18 protein-coding genes and 2 tRNA genes are annotated in these 17350 nt (G+C 55.6%); 7 read left to right on the forward strand and 13 right to left on the reverse strand.

The annotated features are described in order from the left end of the window. Positions 1–11: 11 nt before the first annotated feature. The 3 genes from KGP25_RS09965 to mdtK all read right to left on the reverse strand — a co-directional run bounded on the left by KGP25_RS09965 (position 12) and on the right by mdtK (position 1696). Positions 12–88 (reverse strand) — tRNA-Val (locus tag KGP25_RS09965). 4 nt (positions 89–92) lie between these two features. Beyond that, positions 93–169 (reverse strand) — tRNA-Val (locus KGP25_RS09970). Positions 170–322: 153 nt separating this feature from the next. Continuing rightward, the gene (gene mdtK, locus KGP25_RS09975; RefSeq protein WP_223540353.1) at positions 323–1696 is read right to left on the reverse strand and encodes an MdtK family multidrug efflux MATE transporter; all 1374 of its coding nucleotides are present in this window, start codon (positions 1694–1696) and stop codon (positions 323–325) included. Positions 1697–1921: 225 nt separating this feature from the next. On the opposite strand from mdtK, the gene KGP25_RS09980 reads away from it, so the two are divergent. After that, a complete protein-coding gene (locus KGP25_RS09980; RefSeq protein ID WP_008500602.1) occupies positions 1922–2563 on the forward strand; it encodes a riboflavin synthase in 642 nt (213 codons plus the stop codon). 31 nt (positions 2564–2594) lie between these two features. Here the strand turns inward: KGP25_RS09980 and cfa are convergent, their stop codons facing one another. Both cfa and punC read right to left on the reverse strand, forming a co-directional pair. Next, positions 2595–3743 carry a cyclopropane fatty acyl phospholipid synthase gene (gene cfa / locus KGP25_RS09985; protein ID WP_223540354.1) on the reverse strand — a complete coding sequence of 383 codons (1149 nt, stop codon included), beginning with the start codon at positions 3741–3743 and terminating at the stop codon, positions 2595–2597. Between the two features lie 298 nt (positions 3744–4041). After that, a complete protein-coding gene (punC, locus tag KGP25_RS09990) occupies positions 4042–5241 on the reverse strand; it encodes a purine nucleoside transporter PunC (RefSeq protein ID WP_223540355.1) in 1200 nt (399 codons plus the stop codon). Between the two features lie 114 nt (positions 5242–5355). On the opposite strand from punC, the gene punR reads away from it, so the two are divergent. Then, positions 5356–6267 carry a DNA-binding transcriptional activator PunR gene (gene punR, locus KGP25_RS09995; protein ID WP_045910323.1) on the forward strand — a complete coding sequence of 304 codons (912 nt, stop codon included), beginning with the start codon at positions 5356–5358 and terminating at the stop codon, positions 6265–6267. Between the two features lie 17 nt (positions 6268–6284). On the opposite strand, the gene purR is transcribed toward punR, so the two are convergent. Next, positions 6285–7310, reverse strand: coding sequence for an HTH-type transcriptional repressor PurR (gene purR / locus KGP25_RS10000; protein ID WP_008500597.1), 1026 nt, complete (start codon positions 7308–7310; stop codon positions 6285–6287). Positions 7311–7607: 297 nt separating this feature from the next. Here purR and KGP25_RS10005 point away from each other — a divergent pair, with 297 nt between their 5' ends. Continuing rightward, positions 7608–7697 carry a YnhF family membrane protein gene (locus tag KGP25_RS10005; protein WP_008500596.1) on the forward strand — a complete coding sequence of 30 codons (90 nt, stop codon included), beginning with the start codon at positions 7608–7610 and terminating at the stop codon, positions 7695–7697. 163 nt (positions 7698–7860) lie between these two features. Beyond that, a complete protein-coding gene (locus KGP25_RS10010) occupies positions 7861–9027 on the forward strand; it encodes an MFS transporter (protein WP_048030744.1) in 1167 nt (388 codons plus the stop codon). A gap of 38 nt (positions 9028–9065) precedes the next feature. On the opposite strand, the gene sodB is transcribed toward KGP25_RS10010, so the two are convergent. Together sodB and KGP25_RS10020 are read right to left on the reverse strand one after the other, a co-directional pair. Continuing rightward, positions 9066–9647: a superoxide dismutase [Fe] gene (gene sodB, locus KGP25_RS10015; RefSeq protein ID WP_023311353.1), complete on the reverse strand. Its 582-nt coding sequence runs from the start codon at positions 9645–9647 to the stop codon at positions 9066–9068. Between the two features lie 122 nt (positions 9648–9769). Next, positions 9770–10543 (reverse strand): C40 family peptidase, encoded by a 774-nt coding sequence (locus tag KGP25_RS10020; RefSeq protein ID WP_023327204.1) that lies wholly within the window; start codon positions 10541–10543, stop codon positions 9770–9772. Between the two features lie 338 nt (positions 10544–10881). Here KGP25_RS10020 and grxD point away from each other — a divergent pair, with 338 nt between their 5' ends. Further along, positions 10882–11229: a monothiol glutaredoxin 4 gene (gene grxD / locus KGP25_RS10025; protein ID WP_003832760.1), complete on the forward strand. Its 348-nt coding sequence runs from the start codon at positions 10882–10884 to the stop codon at positions 11227–11229. Positions 11230–11304: 75 nt separating this feature from the next. Here the strand turns inward: grxD and rnt are convergent, their stop codons facing one another. The 5 genes from rnt to eptA form a co-directional block, all read right to left on the reverse strand. Further along, complete coding sequence (gene rnt / locus KGP25_RS10030; protein ID WP_048222763.1) at positions 11305–11964, reverse strand: ribonuclease T; 660 nt, start codon at positions 11962–11964, stop codon at positions 11305–11307. 94 nt (positions 11965–12058) lie between these two features. Further along, complete coding sequence (gloA, locus tag KGP25_RS10035; protein ID WP_008500591.1) at positions 12059–12466, reverse strand: lactoylglutathione lyase; 408 nt, start codon at positions 12464–12466, stop codon at positions 12059–12061. Positions 12467–12566: 100 nt separating this feature from the next. Next, positions 12567–13664: an alkene reductase gene (locus KGP25_RS10040; protein WP_048222766.1), complete on the reverse strand. Its 1098-nt coding sequence runs from the start codon at positions 13662–13664 to the stop codon at positions 12567–12569. Positions 13665–13718: 54 nt separating this feature from the next. Then, a complete protein-coding gene (locus KGP25_RS10045) occupies positions 13719–14318 on the reverse strand; it encodes a TetR/AcrR family transcriptional regulator (protein ID WP_008500589.1) in 600 nt (199 codons plus the stop codon). Positions 14319–14359: 41 nt separating this feature from the next. Continuing rightward, entirely contained in the window at positions 14360–15985 is a 1626-nt protein-coding gene (eptA, locus tag KGP25_RS10050; protein ID WP_167212915.1) for a phosphoethanolamine transferase EptA, read from the reverse strand. Between the two features lie 149 nt (positions 15986–16134). On the opposite strand from eptA, the gene KGP25_RS10055 reads away from it, so the two are divergent. Continuing rightward, entirely contained in the window at positions 16135–16374 is a 240-nt protein-coding gene (locus KGP25_RS10055; protein WP_008500587.1) for a DUF1289 domain-containing protein, read from the forward strand. Positions 16375–16422: 48 nt separating this feature from the next. Then, positions 16423–17319, forward strand: a complete 897-nt coding sequence (locus tag KGP25_RS10060) for an aldo/keto reductase family oxidoreductase (RefSeq protein WP_223540356.1) — start codon at positions 16423–16425, stop codon at positions 17317–17319. Positions 17320–17350 lie beyond the last annotated feature (31 nt).

The raw sequence follows: 17350 nt of genomic DNA on the forward strand, positions 1-17350 counted from the left end.
CAGGACTGAAATGGTGCGTCCGAGTGGACTCGAACCACCGACCCCCACCATGTCAAGGTGGTGCTCTAACCAACTGAGCTACGGACGCAGAATGGTGCGTTCAATTGGACTCGAACCAACGACCCCCACCATGTCAAGGTGGTGCTCTAACCAACTGAGCTATGAACGCAACGTGTTGTCGGTGACAACGGGGACGAATATTAGCGGCACAGCACCGAGGTGGCAAGAGGGAAAATGCAATTTTCTCTCTGATTTCACGCGATTGCTGTATTACCGCGCAAAGTGAAGAGAAAGTAGCCGCCGGGTGGCGGCTACTGCGTATTTAACGTGCAGCGCGTTGCAAAATGATCGTGGATGGCTGGCGCTGCAGGAAGCGCATGCGCATCATCATCATAATCGCCGCCGACGTCAGGCCGATGATAAAGCCCATCCAGAACCCCGCCGGTCCCATGCGGTCCACCACCAGGTCGGTCAGGGCCAGAATATACCCACACGGCAGACCCAGCACCCAGTAGGCGATGAAGGTGATAAAGAAAATGGAGCGCGTGTCTTTATAGCCGCGCAGCACGCCGCTGCCAATCACCTGAATGGAGTCCGAAATCTGGTAAATCGCGGCCAGCAGCATCAGGTGCGATGCCAGCGCGACGACTTCCGGATTGTCGTTATAGAGCAGGGCAATCTGCTCGCGCAGCGCAACGGTAAAAAGCGCCGTGCAAATGGCCATGCAGACGCCGACGCCCAGTCCGGTGCGCGCGGCGGTTTGCGCGTCGAGCGTCGAGCCTTGCCCCAGGCGGAAGCCCACGCGGATCGTCACTGCCGCGGCCAGCGACATCGGCAGGACAAACATCAGGGAGCTGAAGTTCAGCGCAATCTGGTGCCCGGCGACGTTCACAATGCCCAGCGGGGAGACCAGCAGGGCGACCACGGCAAACAGGGTCACCTCAAAGAACAACGCAAGGGCAATCGGCAACCCTAGCTGCACCAGACGCGTCATGATGCTCCAGTCCGGCGTGCTGAATCTGTTCTCGTTACGAATATCGCGCATGGAGCGGGCGCGCTTCACGAAGGTAAGCATCGAGAAGAACATGACCCAGTAAACGGCTGCCGTTGCCACGCCGCAGCCGACGCCGCCCAACTCCTGCATCCCGAAATGACCGTAAATAAAGACATAGTTAACCGGGATGTTGACCAGCAGCCCGATAAAACCCATCACCATGCCGGGCTTGGTTTTCGCCAGGCCTTCACACTGGTTACGCGCCACCTGGAAAAAGAGGTAGCCCGGCGCGCCCCAGAGCAGCGCGCGCAGATAGCCCACGGCTTTGTCCGCCAGCGCCGGGTCAATATTATGCATAGCGCGAATGATATGGCCCGCGTTCCAGAGCACCACCATGATCAGCACGGAGACAAACCCTGCCAGCCAGAAACCCTGGCGAACCTGATGGGCGATGCGCTCGCGACGGCCTGAGCCATTGAGCTGAGCGATAACAGGCGTGAGCGCGAGCAGTAGACCGTGACCGAACAGGATGGCCGGAAGCCAGATTGACGTGCCGATAGCCACGGCTGCCATGTCGGTGGCGCTGTAGCCACCTGCCATTACCGTATCCACAAATCCCATTGCGGTCTGGGCCACTTGCGCGACGATCACTGGTATAGCCAGTGCCAATAACTGGCGCGCTTCATTCATGTACTTCTGCACGTGAACACCTTTATTTTGTAGTTATTTGAGAGACTAAAAAAGCCGCCGAAACGGGCAGCAAGAAGAAAATGCAGGGGGGTGCCAGCTATTGTAGCGGGCTTTAGCTATTTATCTAGTGAAAAAATCGCCAGAAAATGCGCTCCGCTGGCAACCTGTTTTTCCAACTGTTATTGTGGAGGGATTAAACGGTGTCATCACCGTTCGGAAAAAACAGGAGTTGTAAGCATGTTTACTGGTATTGTGCAGGGCACTGCCAAAGTGGTGTCCATTGATGAAAAACCTAATTTCCGTACTCATGTTGTTGAGCTGCCGGAATATATGCTTGAGGGTATCGAAACCGGCGCCTCGATTGCCCATAACGGCTGCTGCCTGACCGTGACCGAAATTAACGGCAACCAGATTAGCTTTGATTTAATGAAAGAGACGCTGCGGATCACTAACCTGGGCGAGCTGGTGGTAGGCGATACCGTCAACGTTGAGCGCGCGGCGAAGTTCAGCGATGAGATTGGCGGTCACCTGATGTCCGGGCACATCATGACCACTGCCGAAGTGGCGAAAATCGTGACCTCGGAAAATAACCGTCAAATCTGGTTTAAAATGCAGGACCCGTCATTAATGAAATACATCCTCTATAAAGGATTTATTGGCATTGACGGGATTAGCCTGACCGTGGGAGAAGTGACGCCAACGCGTTTTTGCGTGCATTTAATTCCTGAAACGCTGCAGCGCACTACGCTGGGCGCCAAAAAACTGGGGCATCGCGTGAATATCGAAATCGATCCGCAAACCCAGGCGGTGGTGGATACGGTTGAACGCGTGCTGGCAGCTAAAGAAGCCGCAATAATAAAGACCGCAGAAGAAGAATAAAAAATAACCCCGGCTATCCGGGGTTATTTTTTTAGCGTGCGACACGCAGTCCGTGTTCAATCCCCCGGCTGAATACCACCTGCCAGAGCTGAATATCCCGTGCGCGAAACGCCCCCGCGCAGGCATTCAGATAATAGCTAAACATCCGTTTGAATCGTTCTGAATAGTTGTCCGCAATCTCGGGCCAGGCTTTCTGGAAACGTTCATGCCACGCCATTAAGGTGGTGTCGTAGTCCGCGCCAAAGTTATGCCAGTCTTCCATCACGAAATGGGATTCACTGGCGTTGGCGATCTGGCGAACGGACGGTAAACAGCCATTCGGAAAGATGTATTTATTGATCCACGGGTCAACGTTATTGTCGGTCCGCTTAGAGCCGATGGTGTGCAGCAGGAAGAGCCCGTCCGGTTTCAGATTACGATCCACCACCTCAAAGTAGGTATCGTAGTTTTTTGGCCCCACGTGCTCGAACATGCCGACGGAAACGATCCGGTCGAACTGCTCGTTCAGGTCGCGGTAGTCCTGCAGCCGGATATCCACATCGAGACCCTGGCAGCGCTCTCGCGCCATTTTTTGCTGTTCCGCTGAGATCGTCACGCCGACCACGCTGACGCCATAGTGCTTCGCCATAAAATACGCCAGCCCGCCCCAGCCGCAGCCGATATCCAGCAAGCGCATGCCGGGCTGTAGCTGCAGCTTTTCACTGATCAGACGCAGTTTGGCCTGCTGTGCTTCCTCAAGCGTCGACGCGTCTTTCCAGTAGGCGCAGGAGTATTGCATGAAAGGGTCCAGCATGCGGCTGAACAGGTCATTGCCGAGATCGTAATGCTCTTTGCCGACGATCCAGGCGCGTTTTTTACTTTGCAAGTTAAACAGTCGGGCAGAGGCGACACGCAGAGTGTCTTTCAGATTGCGGGGGAGTTGATTTTCCAGACCGGCACGCAACACGCTGGCAAAAAAGATATCCAGCCGTTCACATTCCCACCAGCCATCCATATAACTTTCTCCCAGGCCTAGCGACCCTTCCCGCAACACGCGTTTAAAAAAGTCGGGATGTTTAACCTGGGGATCGGATGGCGAAGATCCGTTGATAGTGATGCCTGCTCGACCTAACAGTTCACTGACGATCCGGGACCAGTTGTCGTCCGGAACGCTGACTTCTTCTATACACGATGAACTCATAGCTTCTCCATCACCCTGATGTGATCAGAACCTTCAAACAGCGTAGACGCTTTTTTTGGTTTGTGAGAAATCTCACGGTAAATACCGCGAGGCTAGTATCCGACGTAGAACAGAGGAAGGGAGATAACCCTTGCCGAAATGCCTTCCATGGTAAAACGGGAGCACTCCGGCTCCCGTTAACACTTAATATTTATCGTATTTAATCGAACCAAATTTAGTATAGGCCTCAAAATTTGGTGATTCAATAGAAAATTGTTAGCAACCTAATCACTGAAATGTAACATGATTTCTGGCGCAATCAGGCATGCGAGGTTTCCACCTGCGCACCGCTATCCTGCTCACGCTTCGCGGACGCCTGCATGCGGTAACCCAATACCGCCAGCGCAACGGTGACCAGCATCACGCTGGTGGTGGTCAAAAGCGGCGTCGCAATCAGCGCCGAGACCACCAGGCTTGCCAGGAAGCACAGACCCAGCTGCAGGGTATTTTGCAGCGCGGCGGCTCGGCCTGTCGCCTGCGGGAACGGACGTAACGCCTGTGCCACCACGATCGGGTAAATCGCCCCGTTCGCCACGGCCATCACGCAGAAGGGAATCAAAATTTCAGCCAGGCCCGCGCCCGGAATAAACCCGACGGCCCAGGTACCGATGACGCTCAGCGCATAGAGCACCAGCAGCCATGGCAGCATTTGCTGGCCTTCCCATTTTTGCAGCGCCGCGCGGCAGCCGTACCCGCCCACCAGGAACGCGATGGTCTGCGGAACATAGCTCAGACCGATGGCCGCCGGGCTGTAGCCCATATCGTGCAGAATAAACGGCGAGCCGGTGAGCCACGCGAAGAAGCTGGCCGAACAGGCGGCATAAATCAGGACATTCCCGCGATACGCTTTGGCGCTCAGCAGGGAGGTAAAGGTAATCGGCTTCGCGTCGGCATGCGCCTCTTTTTTATGCGCGGGTTTAAGGGCAAACGCCGGCAGCATCAGCACCAGCGTGATGGCAAACAGCGTGGCAAAAATGGCCTGCCAGTCAAAGTGCGCGAGGATCCAGCTACCCAGCAGCGGAGCCAGGGCAGGGGAAAGACCCACCAGCGGCATAATAGTGGCGAAAATACGGTTTGTGCGGTTAGCCGGGTAGTAGTCGGTGACCAGCGCCTGCCAGGTCACCGCCGCAGCACAGACGCCCACGGCCTGAACGAAGCGCAGCACCAGCAGCCAGGTGGCATCGCGCACCCACAGCATCCCCAGGCAGCCCACGGCAAAAATGGCCAGACCCAGCAGCAGTACCGGTTTACGGCCGAAGCGATCCGAGAGCGGTCCCCAGAGCAGCTGGGCGAAAGCAAAACCGGCAAGGAACAGGCTCAGGCTGGCGCTGATGGCCGCCGCAGGGGTTTGCAGGTCTTCCTGCATCGCGGCAAACGCGGGCAGGTACATGTCGGTGGCCAAAAAGCCCAGCACGCTTAAGCCGCCGAGCCAGACTAAAAATCCTTTCCTGGGTTGCATTCTTTTATTCTCCTGAGGAGGCAGGTGTACGTTGGCGCAGAGTGTAGGGAGTGCAAAGCGGCTTGTGAAACGCTAATATTTGGCGGGTGCATTCAAATTTTTTGCAGGCAGAAAATGTGGTCAGATTATTCTCTTGAAGTGGTCGATGCTGTTGCGCGTAACGGCAGCTTTAGCGGTGCAGCGCAGGAGTTGCACCGCGTCCCCTCGGCCATCAGCTACACGGTGCGTCAGCTTGAGGAGTGGCTGGCGGTTCCGCTGTTTGAACGGCGGCATCGCGACGTGGAATTAACGCCCGCAGGCGCGTGGTTTTTGAAGGAAGGGCGTTCTGTTATCAAAAAAATGCAGATCACCCGCGAACAGTGCCAGCAGATCGCCAACGGCTGGCGGGGACATCTCTCCATCGCGGTGGATAACATCGTGAAGCCGGAACGCACCCGGCAGATGATCGTGGATTTCTATCGTCATTTCTCTGACGTTGAGCTGCGGGTCTCGCAGGAGGTGTTCAACGGGGTGTGGGATGCGCTGGCGGACGGCAGGGCGGAGATGGCGATTGGCGCTACGCAGGCGATCCCGGTTGGGGGACGTTACGCCTTTCGCGACATGGGGATGCTGAGCTGGAAATGCGTGGTGGCACGCGATCATCCCCTGGCGGCGATGGACGGGCCGCTGAGCGACGATACGCTGCGTAACTGGCCGTCGCTGGTGCTGGAGGATACGTCCCGCTCATTGCCCAAGCGTATCACCTGGCTTCTGGACAACCAGCGGCGGGTGGTGGCTCCTGACTGGGAATCGTCGGCGACGTGCCTCAGCGCCGGGCTGTGCGTCGCGATGGTGCCCGTTCATTTTGCGCGTCCGCGCATCGATACCGGAGAATGGGTTGAACTGACGCTGGAGAATCCGTTCCCGGACGCGGCCTGCTGCCTGACCTGGCAACAAAATGATGTCTCGCCCGCCATGGCCTGGCTGCTGGATTATCTGGGAGACAGCGAAACGCTAAACCGGGAATGGTTACGGGAGCCAGCGTAGCTGGCCCCGTCAAGGGATTAACGACGGTAGTCGCGGAACGGACCATCCGCAACGGAACGGCGTTCAATCAGGCGTGGGTGAACTTCAATGGACTGCGACTCTTCGCGTTTGTTGACGATTCTGTCCAACAGCATATTGAAGGCCGTTTCGCCCAGTGAATCTTTTGGCTGGTGAATGGTTGTCAGCGCCGGGGTGAAGAAGCGCGCGTTACGCACGTTGTCATACCCGATCACGGAAATATCCTGCGGTACGCGCAGACCCAGCTCATCGGCGGCGCAGAGCGCACCCATGGCCATGATGTCACCCCCGCAGAAAACGGCGGTCGGGCGGTGCGGCTGGGAAACGATCTGCTGCATTGCGCGGTAGCCTGATTCCGGCTCAAAGTCGCCCTGCACGATCCAGTTTTCCGGCACGGTGATCAGCGCTTCTTCCATCGCTTTCATAAAACCGGCCAGACGGCCCGCGCCGGTGTTACGCTCCAGCGGACCCGGGATCACGCCAATCTCGCGGTGACCGCGTTCGATCAGGTAACGACCCGCCATGTAACCGCCTTCAAAGGCGTTGTCGATAACGGAGTCGGTGAAGTCCGCGCGCGCTTCACCCCAGTCCATGACCACCATGGGGATATGGCGATACTCTTCGAGCATCGACAGCACGGATTCCGGGTACTCGGAACACATCACCAGCAGGCCATCCACGCGCTTTTGCGCCATCATCGACAGGTAGGCACGCTGTTTTTCTATGCTGTTCCATGCGTTGCCCAGAATCAGGGTATAGCCTTTCTGGAAACAGTTCTTCTCTACCGCTTCAATGATTTCGGCAAAATAGGCCGCTTCACTGCTGGTGGCCAGCAATCCAATGGATTTGGTGTGATTAACCTTGAGGCTGCGCGCAACCGCACTTGGCGAATAGTGCAGCTCTTTGATCGCTGCCCAGACGGCGTTGCGCGTCTCTTCCGCCACGAAGCGGGTTTTGTTAATTACATGTGATACGGTTGTAGTGGAAACGTTTGCGCGTTTTGCTACGTCTTTAATTGTTGCCATTAAATGTCACTCCAGACCATATCCTAAACTCCTGAAAAACTTGAAGGTAAACGTTTGCCTTCTCTCACCCTTATCACGCAATCTTGAATTGCGGCACGCCGGGAAAACGACACGGGACGTCAGGAGGGGGTCAATGGCCGGTACGCTAATAAATTTAGCGTGGAATTTTGTCCTATCTTGATGAAAAGGGGAAGAGGTAAAGTGTTTATCAGCCTAAATCCAGGAAGATTTTTGACGTAAATTATGCAAAAATGAGCAGGCTCACTTTTCGTGGGGGGATTAAAAGGAGAAAAATTGATGAGTTCCGATCTGAAGTTTTCGCTGTTCACCACCGTTGTTGTGCTGGCTCTGATTGTCGCGGCGGGTCTGACGGCCGCACTGCACTGATTTACGCGGAGGGAGAGCCTTCTCCCTCCCGCTCACCACGATTGTTACTCCCATGGCAAAAATCTTTTGCCATTTTGTTAACTTCTCATTTTTTGTGATTGATGTCATGCTTTCCGCTTCTTTGTTCTGTGTCACCACATGACACGGCATCCGGAGTTGACGCATGAAAATCAATTTTCCCCTGCTGGCCCTGGCGATTGGCGCTTTTGGGATTGGCACCACTGAATTCTCCCCGATGGGGTTACTGCCCGTCATCGCCCGCGGCGTGGACGTCTCGATCCCTGCGGCAGGCATGTTAATCAGCGCCTACGCTATCGGCGTGATGGTGGGGGCGCCGCTGATGACGCTTCTCCTTTCGCACCGCGCGCGCCGCAATGCGCTGATTTTCCTGATGGCGATTTTCACCCTCGGTAACGTGCTTTCGGCCATTTCGCCGGACTACACCACGCTGATGCTGTCGCGTATTCTGACCAGCCTCAACCACGGCGCGTTCTTTGGACTCGGGTCGGTTGTGGCGGCAAGCGTGGTGCCAAAACATAAGCAGGCCAGCGCCGTGGCCACCATGTTTATGGGCCTGACCATTGCTAACATCGGCGGCGTTCCTGCGGCAACCTGGCTGGGCGAGGTCATTGGCTGGAGGATGTCCTTCCTGGCGACGGCCGGACTGGGCGTGGTCGCGATGGTGGCGTTGTTCTTCTCCCTGCCAAAAGGCAGCGCGGGTGAACGCCCTGACGTACGCAGAGAGCTATCGGTGCTGGTGCGCCCGCAGGTGCTCTCTGCGCTGCTGACCACCGTGCTGGGGGCAGGGGCGATGTTTACCCTCTACACCTATATTTCACCTGTGCTGCATGACATCACCCACGCAACGCCTCTCTTTGTGACTGCGATGCTGGTGCTAATTGGCGTGGGCTTCTCGATTGGCAACTATCTCGGCGGGAAATTTGCCGACCGTTCGGTGAGCGGAACGCTGAAGGGCTTCTTAACGCTGCTGATTGTTATCATGATCGCCATTCCGTGGCTGGCGCGTAACGAGTTTGGCGCCGCGGTGGCGATGGTCGTCTGGGGGGCTGCAACGTTCGCTGTGGTGCCACCGCTGCAGATGCGCGTGATGCGCGTCGCGCATGAAGCGCCGGGCCTCTCATCCTCGGTCAATATTGGTGCCTTCAACCTGGGCAATGCGCTCGGTGCGGCGGCCGGTGGGGCCGTGATTTCAGGGGGGCTGGGGTACAGTTTTGTGCCGGTGATGGGGGCGATTATTGCCGCGCTCGGCCTGCTGCTGGTGATGATGTCGGGTCGTAAACAGCCAGAAGCAGCCTGCGCTGCGGAATAAACCAAAAACGCAGAAGGGCGAACCCTTCTGCGTGTCTCTTACGCAGCGAAGTTCTTCGCCACAAAGTCCCAGTTAACCAGTGCCCAGAAGTGCTCCAGGTAGTTAGGGCGCGCGTTACGGTAATCGATGTAGTAAGCGTGTTCCCATACGTCCACGGTCATCAGCGGCTTCGCGCTGGTGGTCAGCGGGGTGCCCGCGTTAGAGGTGGACACGATAGCCAGTTTGCCATCCGCCTCTTTGACCAGCCACGTCCAGCCCGAACCGAAGTTCTTGATGGCGGCATCGGTGAACTTCGCTTTGAAATCCGCGAAGCTGCCAAAGGCGGCATTGATGGCGGTAGCCAGTTCACCGGCAGGTTCGCCACCGGCGTTTGGCGCCAGGCAGTGCCAGTAGAAGGTGTGGTTCCACACCTGAGCGGCGTTGTTGAATACGCCACCCTCAGAACTGCGCACGATCTCTTCCAGCGTTTTGCCTTCAAAATCGGTGCCCTTGATCAGGTTGTTCAGGTTGGTGACGTACGTCTGGTGATGCTTGCCGTAGTGATATTCCAGGGTTTCCGCAGAAATGTGCGGGGCCAGGGCGTCTTTTGCATACGGTAGTGCAGGTAATTCGAACGACATTGCTTCTCTCCTTATTGTATTTTGTGTTGTCAATAACCACACAGACAACAAGGACAGGATAGCAAATTGAAAGGGTATGCAAAAGAGGAACTTACCCTGCCACGGGTGTGGCAGGGCAGGGGTTAGCGAATGGTTTTCGGCGTCATCACGCGGCGTGCGCCGACGTAATGGCGTACCCAGTAGTCTTCACTGAGAGAGGTGATCTGAATATCCTGGCCGCTACGCGGTGACTGGATGAATTTTCCGTTGCCGACATAGACGCCAACGTGGTCAGCTGTCCCGCGGCCCTGCGTGCGGAAGAAGACCAGATCGCCGTTCTCCAGCTCTCCACGGTTGACCGGGGACGCGTCGCGCAGGTGGTACATTTCGTTGGCGGTGCGCGGAATGCGGAACTTGACCAGATCTTTATAGGCGTAATAGACGAGGCCGCTGCAGTCAAAACCGGTACGCGGCGAAGTCCCGCCCCAATGATAAGGTTTGCCAATCTGCCCCATCAGCTTGTTCATTGCGGTTTTTTGCGCTTTCTGGACGCGCACTTTATGCACTTCCGCTATTTTGGTGACCTTCGTGCATTTCGCCTTATGGCCTTTACGCGCGATGCATTTTTCAGTCACGAGGTTAGCGGCGGTTTGCGAAGCTTTACTTTTGGCGGTGTGGGCAGTGCGGGAAGAAGTGGTTTTCGTCTTGCTGGAAGCGGTTTTTTTAGTCTGTGTGTTTGTCTTTTTCTTGTCGTTCTTAGCGGTGGTTTTTTTCTTACGTTCTGTGGCTTTCACCAGATGGTTTTTTTGTACAGCAGAATGCCGCGCCTGCTGAGAGGCGTTTGCCACTGGCGTGAAAGTGAGTGAAGTAAACAGTAAAGCACAGAGCGTGATCGAGATTTTATTTATCCGCGCCACTGGGCAGTCCCCTGATAAATGCAGGTCATCAATAATACCCGCGTGTGATTTACAAAGCCCGTCGATTCTAATCCATAAAAAGCCAGAAAGTTAATACCATTTTTCAATCTCCAATCCTGTTTCGTTAGCAAGTGCAAAAAAATTCATCGTTCTGTCGTACATTTGCCCATTCCCTAAGCAAAACCCTGGCCGTCGCAGGGGTAAACACCATTTGCAATGCAACTTTTCGTGACTCGGAGTAGAATGTCAATACGTGACAAAAATGTTATTTTCCGATGCCAGTCTGAACCGCTACAATGTCAGACGAATGCCGTAACAGAAGTTAAAGGAAGCAAGACATGAGCACCACTATTGAAAAAATCCAGCGCCAGATCGCTGAAAACCCGATTCTGCTGTATATGAAAGGTTCTCCAAAGCTGCCAAGCTGCGGCTTCTCCGCGCAAGCGGTTCAGGCGCTGTCTGCCTGTGGTGAGCGTTTTGCTTACGTTGATATCCTGCAGAACCCGGACATCCGCGCTGAGCTGCCGAAGTACGCGAACTGGCCGACGTTCCCACAGCTGTGGGTAGACGGTGAACTGGTTGGCGGTTGCGATATTCTGATTGAAATGTATCAGCGCGGTGAACTGCAGCAGCTGATCAAAGAAACCGCGGCGAAGTACAAAACGGAAGAGCCGGACGCAGAGTAATTTTCTGCGGAAATAAAAAAGCGACCTGCTATGTGGTCGCTTTTTTTTTGTCGGATGGCGCTGCGCTTACCCGACCTACGATTGGCGCTCGGCCTCATCGCCCATCGGCAGCGGCCAGCCGCCCAGACGCTTCCAGCGGTTGACGATCTCACAGAACAGCTCTGCGGTACGCTCCGTGTCATACAGCGCGGAGTGCGCCTGCGTGCCGTCGAACGGAATGCCAGCCGTAATACAGGCCTTTGATAACACCGTTTGTCCCAGCGCCAGGCCGCTCAGCGCGGCGGTGTCGAAGGTGACAAAAGGGTGGAAGGGGTTGCGTTTGAGCGCGGCGCGCTCGGCTGCGGCCATGGTAAAGCTGTGATCGAAGGTGGCGTTATGGGCCACCATAATGGCGCGGCTGCAGTTGCTCTCTTTCATGCCTTTACGCACCATTTTAAAAATGGCGTGCAGCGCGTCATATTCACTGACGGCACCGCGCAGCGGGTTATGCGGATCGATACCGTTAAACGCCAGCGCTTCCGGCTGTAAGTTTGCCCCTTCGAAAGGTTCAACGTGGAAATGCAGCGTGGTGTCCGGTGTAAGCCAGCCCTGTTCATCCATCTTCAGCGTGATGGCGGCAATTTCGAGCAGCGCATCGGTTTTAGCGTTAAATCCGGCTGTTTCTACATCAATCACAACGGGATAAAAACCACGAAAACGGTCGCACAGACCGCTAAATTGAGCGTTATCGGACATCAGGGTCTCTTACATGGGAAAAAGCAGAGCGCATTATGGCAAATTTTGCGGGGTGATGCAGTAAAACTACGGGCGCACGTTGCGCCCTGAGGGATCAGTTGCCCAGACCGCGACCGGCGTCTTTGGCTTCAATCAGCTCGATTTTGTAACCGTCCGGATCTTCCACAAACGCAATCACGGTGGTGCCGCCTTTTACCGGGCCCGCTTCGCGCGTGACGTTACCGCCATTTTTGCGAATGCGTTCGCACGCGTCGGCCGCGTTATCCACTTCCAGCGCGATATGGCCGTAGGCCGTGCCCAGCTCATAGCTGTCAACGCCCCAGTTGTAGGTCAGCTCTATCACCGCTTCATCCGTTTCCGGGCCGTAACCCACGAACGCCAGCGAGTATTTGTATTCCGGGTTTTCGCTGGTGCGCAGCAGCTTCATGCCCAGGACGTTAGTGTAGAAATCGATAGAACGTTGCAGGTCGCCAACGCGCAGCATGGTGTGAAGTAGGCGCATAATTTCCTCATTAACCAATGGAATAAAAAAGCTTTTGGATCAGAAACGATGTTTTAGTATAGCGGCGAACTGTCGCCGCTATCAATGAACAATGGCGAGATTACAGTGAAGGGTAGTCGGTGTAGCCTTCCGCGCCGCCGCCGTAGAAGCTTTCCGGACGCTGCGGGTTGAGCGCCGCTTTTTTCTGCAGGCGAGCAACCAGATCCGGGTTGGCGATGTAGTCGCGGCCAAACGCGACGGCATCGATCAGCCCTTTATTAATCAGATCTTCGGCTTTCTCAGGCGTATAGGCACCTGCACCGATGATCACCCCGTGGAAGCGCTCGCGCACTTTCTGGCGGAAGGCTTCAGTGTAAGGCTTACCGCCAGCCCAGTCAGGCTCGGACATGTGCAGATAGGCAATACCGCGTTTGGCCAGCTCTTCAATCAGATAAAGCGCATCCGCTTCCTCGTTCGGGCCGTTGTCGACGTTCTGGAAAGACCCGATTGGGGAGACGCGGATCCCGATACGGTCCGGACTCCACTCCTTGCATACCGCATCCACCACTTCCAGCACCAGACGGGCGCGGTTTTCGACGTTGCCGCCGTACTGGTCGGTGCGATGGTTAGACGACGGTGACAGGAACTGGTGCAGAAGATAGCCATGCGCGGAGTGCAGCTCAATCAGGTCAAAACCGGCTTCACGCGCGTTGGCCACGGCCTGACGGAAGTCGTTAACAATCCCCGGGATTTCGTCCAGCTCCAGCGCGCGAGGCATAGAGGTATCCACGCGGATCGCGTTGCCGTTTTCATCGCGCAGGGAAGTACGGGTATTGGCGCTCAGGGCTGACGCGGAGACCGGTGCCTGACCGCCAGGCTGGATGCTGCTGTGTGAGATACGACCGGTATGCCACAGCTGGACCGCAATACGACCCTCTTCAGCGTGAACGCCCGCGGTGATTTTCTGCCATGCCGCGATCTGTTCCGGGCTGTGAAGGCCCGGCGCACCGGCGTAGCCCTTCGCCTGCGCAGAGATCTGCGTGGCTTCGGTGATAATCAGGCCAGAGCTTGCGCGTTGACGATAGTATTCGCCCATCAGCGGGGTTGGGATGTCACCCGGCTCAATGCTGCGCAGACGGGTCAGCGGAGCCATGAACACGCGGTTTGGCGCCGTGACGGCACCCACTTTCAATGGGGTAAACAGTTTTTCAGCTGACATAAAGACTCCTGAGTAGACCAGTCGACTAGTAATAAGGTAAATAAAAAGCGCCCGTTATACGCCAGGCGCAGTAATGCTGTTTTTCACATGTGCCAGCGCGCTTTCCAGCGGCACGGCACTGCGCGAAATTTTTGCCTGCAGATTGGCCCCTAACCACAGGGAATAGAGCACCTGAGACTGCATTAAGGGGTCGCCGGTAAAGGCCAGCGTTTTTTCGTCGCGGCCTTTTTCCAGCGCCTGGGCCAGCAGGGCGATCACGCCGCGGGCACCCTTATCCATCGCCGATCGCATGTCTTCGGAAAGATCGCACACCTCGGCAGACAGCTTGACCGTCAGGCATCCGCTGATAATGCCCTGCTGACAGAACTGGTTCAGCGTTTCCTGATAGTAGTTAAGAACACGATCCCGATAGTTTCCTTCACCCGACGCAAAGTGTGTCGCCAGACGCTGGTGGTAGCCCGCGTAATGACGCTCCAGCATTGCCACGCCAAAGGCCTCTTTGGACCGGAAGTAGTGATAAAACGACCCCTTCGGTACCTCAGCGGTTTTTAATAACTCGCTCAACCCCATACCGGTAAACCCGCGATGCATGCAAAGACGCTCGCCGGTTGCCAGTAGATGTTCGCGGGTATCGTGTTCAGTATTTCTGCTCATGGCCGCACTCTAATAGACCGTTCGGTCTAATGCAAGCGAGTTTATTGACGACATGCGTTCAGAATATCCAGCTGCTGTTGATAAACCGTTGATTTAACGTCCATCATACCCAATACGGTTGAGAATAAATTGTCCTGGGAGACCGCATTTTTTGCTGCATGGTCGCGTAAACACTGTTCATTGATGCCAAAGTTTTTCGCGTAGTCCGGTGACAGCCAGAACATAAACGGAATGTGCGTTTGCTGCTCCGGCGCCAGCATGTACGGCGTCCCGTGCAGATAAATGCCGCTTTCACCCAGTGACTCACCGTGATCCGAGAGATAAATCAGCGCGGTATTCATGCTTGCCTGGCGAGCTTTCAGCGCATCAATGGTTTTGCTGACCATGCTGTCGGTATACAGAATGGTGTTGTCATAGGTATTCATCAGCGCCTGATGATCGCAATCCTGAATCTCGTTGGTGTCGCAGGTTGGGGTGAATTTCCGGAAAGTGTCCGGGTAACGGCGATAGTACGCCGGACCGTGGCTCCCCATCAGGTGGATAACCAGCACCGTGTCCTGCTTCAGACCATCCAGCACATTGTCCAGACGGTAGAAATTCACATCATCAATACAGGATTTGTCTTTGCAGAACTGATCCAGATTCCACTGCGTCATATCGGTATGCGGCACGCGATCGCAGGCGCCTTTACAGCCGCCGTCGTTGTCGCGCCACAGCAAGTTGATACCCGCATGCTTCAGCACATCGAGCAGACCTTCCTGATGGTGCGCCAGGTCGGCATCGTATTTGCTACGCGTCATGCCGGAGAACATGCACGGAACGGAAACGGCGGTTTCAGTGCCGCATGAGGAGGCCTGCGGGAAGTTAATCACATCCTGCTTTTTCAGCTCCGGGTTCGTTTCACGATCGTAACCATTCAGGGAGTAGTTCGCCGCGCGAGAGGCTTCCCCAACGACCAGTACCAGAACGGTTTTCTTTTGTTGACCTGAAATCAACGGTCCTTTATGGGCATCTTCGCCAATCCGTACCAGCGTTTGATCGCCGGCAAACCAGCGCATTTTGCTGTACTTCACCACGGCGCTGACATAGTTGGCCGGGGTCACCATTTTGACGATGCTTTTGTTGTTGCGAAACAGCGAGGCGTAATCTTTATAAAACACGGCGGCAATCAGGATAATTACCAGCAGGGCGCCAAGCATCGCGGCAACGCGCGTCAGCAGGGCATACCACCATTTCCCGGTACGAATGCGGGTCAGCGCCAGCACCACGGAAGGCACGAGGCCAGCAATAACAATCCACAGAATCATCTGCGGCGTCACCAGGGCTGTCGCTTCCTGAGAGTTGGTTTCGAACACGTTCACAATCATGTTCTGATCGATCACCGCGCCGTAGGTGTACATAAAGTAGGTTGCCGCGGCGCATCCGACCGTTAAGACGATCAGCAGCGGCTTGCGGATATAGGGGATATTCAGCAGGCTAAACACAATCACCCAGCCGCAAAACAGCACCAGCGGTACGGACGCGGCAAAGAGGATGTCGTGCAGGTGCGCAGGGGCAATAATGGCCCAGCTGCGCTGGATAAACAGCCCGTTGATTAGCGTAAAGAAGAGTGCACAGCCCAGAGTAAATTTAATGTCGTTACATTGTAACTTTTTGATTAACCACATCGATCGGTAAACCTGTCATTGTCATGATGGGCCGAGTATAAAGAGGGAAGATTAGTGAAACCTTAATGCCACAAATCTGTGGTATGGGCCTTGCACGTGGCGCGTTTAGCGTCTTCACTGTAGGTGAGAGTGGTTATCCGGAGGTGAGTGTGGCAGAGCAGCTGGAGTTTTTCCCCATCCAGAGCCCGTGCCGGGGGATTTGTCAGGTGGATGAACGTGGATATTGCCGCGGGTGCATGCGTACCCGCGACGAGCGTTTCAACTGGCAAAACTTTAGCGACACGCAAAAGCAGGAGGTGCTACGCCTCTGCCGACAGCGTCTTCTGCGCAAAATACGCGCAAACAAAGCCGGTGAGACCGAAGAACCCCAGCAACCTTCACTTTTTTAACACGGTAATTGCGTATACTCATGACATCACGTCCTTGAGGAAAATGTTATGGTTCAGCGAATTACCCTTGCCCCCCAGGGGCCAGAATTCTCCCGTTTTGTGATGGGCTACTGGCGTCTGATGGACTGGAATATGTCCCCCCTCCAGCTGGCGAGCTTTATTGAAGAGCATATCGATCTGGGCGTTACCACGGTCGACCATGCGGACATTTACGGTGGTTATCAGTGTGAAGCCGCATTCGGCGAGGCGCTCAAGCTGGTTCCGGCACTCCGCGACCGCATGGAGATCGTCACGAAGTGCGGGATTGCCACCACGGCAAAACCGGAACACGCCCTAGGGCATTACATTACCGACAGCGCGCATATCATCAAGAGCGCTGAGCAGTCGCTGGTCAATCTGGCGACCGACCGTATCGACCTGCTGTTAATCCACCGTCCGGATCCGCTCATGGATGCCGATGAGGTGGCAGAAGCCTTCCTGAACCTGCATCAGAGCGGCAAAGTGCGTCACTTTGGCGTTTCCAACTTTACCCCGGCGCAGTTTGCACTGCTTCAGTCTCGTCTGCCGTTTACCCTGGCCACCAATCAGGTGGAGATCTCCCCGGTACACCAGCCGCTGCTGCTGGACGGTACCCTCGACCAGCTGCAACAGCTGCGTATTCGCCCGATGGCTTGGTCCTGCCTGGGAGGCGGACGCCTGTTTAATGATGATGAATTCCAGCCGCAGCGCAACGAGCTGGACACTATCGCCCGCGAGCTGAACGCGGAGAGCATCGAACAGGTGGTTTATGCCTGGATCCTGCGTCTGCCGTCAAAACCGCTGCCCATTATTGGTTTTGGCAAAATAGAACGCGTGCGTTCTGCACTGGCCGCTGAAGAGCTGCAGATGACCCGCCAGCAGTGGTTCCGCATCCGCAAAGCCGCGCTGGGTTACGACGTGCCATAAACCGCCAGAAGGTGACTTTCCGGTGAAATCT

This window comes from Enterobacter sp. JBIWA003 (assembly GCF_019968825.1).
Taxonomy (GTDB): Bacteria; Pseudomonadota; Gammaproteobacteria; order Enterobacterales; family Enterobacteriaceae; genus Enterobacter; species Enterobacter quasiroggenkampii.

Excerpts from the sequence above, each read along its gene's own strand:
- KGP25_RS09980 (WP_008500602.1), top strand. The coding sequence starts at position 1,922 with ATGTTTACTGGTATTGTGCAGGGCACTGCCAAAGTGGTGTCCATTGAT.
- cfa (WP_223540354.1), bottom strand. The coding sequence starts at position 3,743 with ATGAGTTCATCGTGTATAGAAGAAGTCAGCGTTCCGGACGACAACTGG.
- punC (WP_223540355.1), bottom strand. The coding sequence starts at position 5,241 with ATGCAACCCAGGAAAGGATTTTTAGTCTGGCTCGGCGGCTTAAGCGTG.
- punR (WP_045910323.1), top strand. The coding sequence starts at position 5,356 with ATGTGGTCAGATTATTCTCTTGAAGTGGTCGATGCTGTTGCGCGTAAC.
- purR (WP_008500597.1), bottom strand. The coding sequence starts at position 7,310 with ATGGCAACAATTAAAGACGTAGCAAAACGCGCAAACGTTTCCACTACA.
- KGP25_RS10005 (WP_008500596.1), top strand. The coding sequence starts at position 7,608 with ATGAGTTCCGATCTGAAGTTTTCGCTGTTCACCACCGTTGTTGTGCTG.
- KGP25_RS10010 (WP_048030744.1), top strand. The coding sequence starts at position 7,861 with ATGAAAATCAATTTTCCCCTGCTGGCCCTGGCGATTGGCGCTTTTGGG.
- sodB (WP_023311353.1), bottom strand. The coding sequence starts at position 9,647 with ATGTCGTTCGAATTACCTGCACTACCGTATGCAAAAGACGCCCTGGCC.
- grxD (WP_003832760.1), top strand. The coding sequence starts at position 10,882 with ATGAGCACCACTATTGAAAAAATCCAGCGCCAGATCGCTGAAAACCCG.
- rnt (WP_048222763.1), bottom strand. The coding sequence starts at position 11,964 with ATGTCCGATAACGCTCAATTTAGCGGTCTGTGCGACCGTTTTCGTGGT.
- gloA (WP_008500591.1), bottom strand. The coding sequence starts at position 12,466 with ATGCGCCTACTTCACACCATGCTGCGCGTTGGCGACCTGCAACGTTCT.
- KGP25_RS10040 (WP_048222766.1), bottom strand. The coding sequence starts at position 13,664 with ATGTCAGCTGAAAAACTGTTTACCCCATTGAAAGTGGGTGCCGTCACG.
- KGP25_RS10045 (WP_008500589.1), bottom strand. The coding sequence starts at position 14,318 with ATGAGCAGAAATACTGAACACGATACCCGCGAACATCTACTGGCAACC.
- eptA (WP_167212915.1), bottom strand. The coding sequence starts at position 15,985 with ATGTGGTTAATCAAAAAGTTACAATGTAACGACATTAAATTTACTCTG.
- KGP25_RS10060 (WP_223540356.1), top strand. The coding sequence starts at position 16,423 with ATGGTTCAGCGAATTACCCTTGCCCCCCAGGGGCCAGAATTCTCCCGT.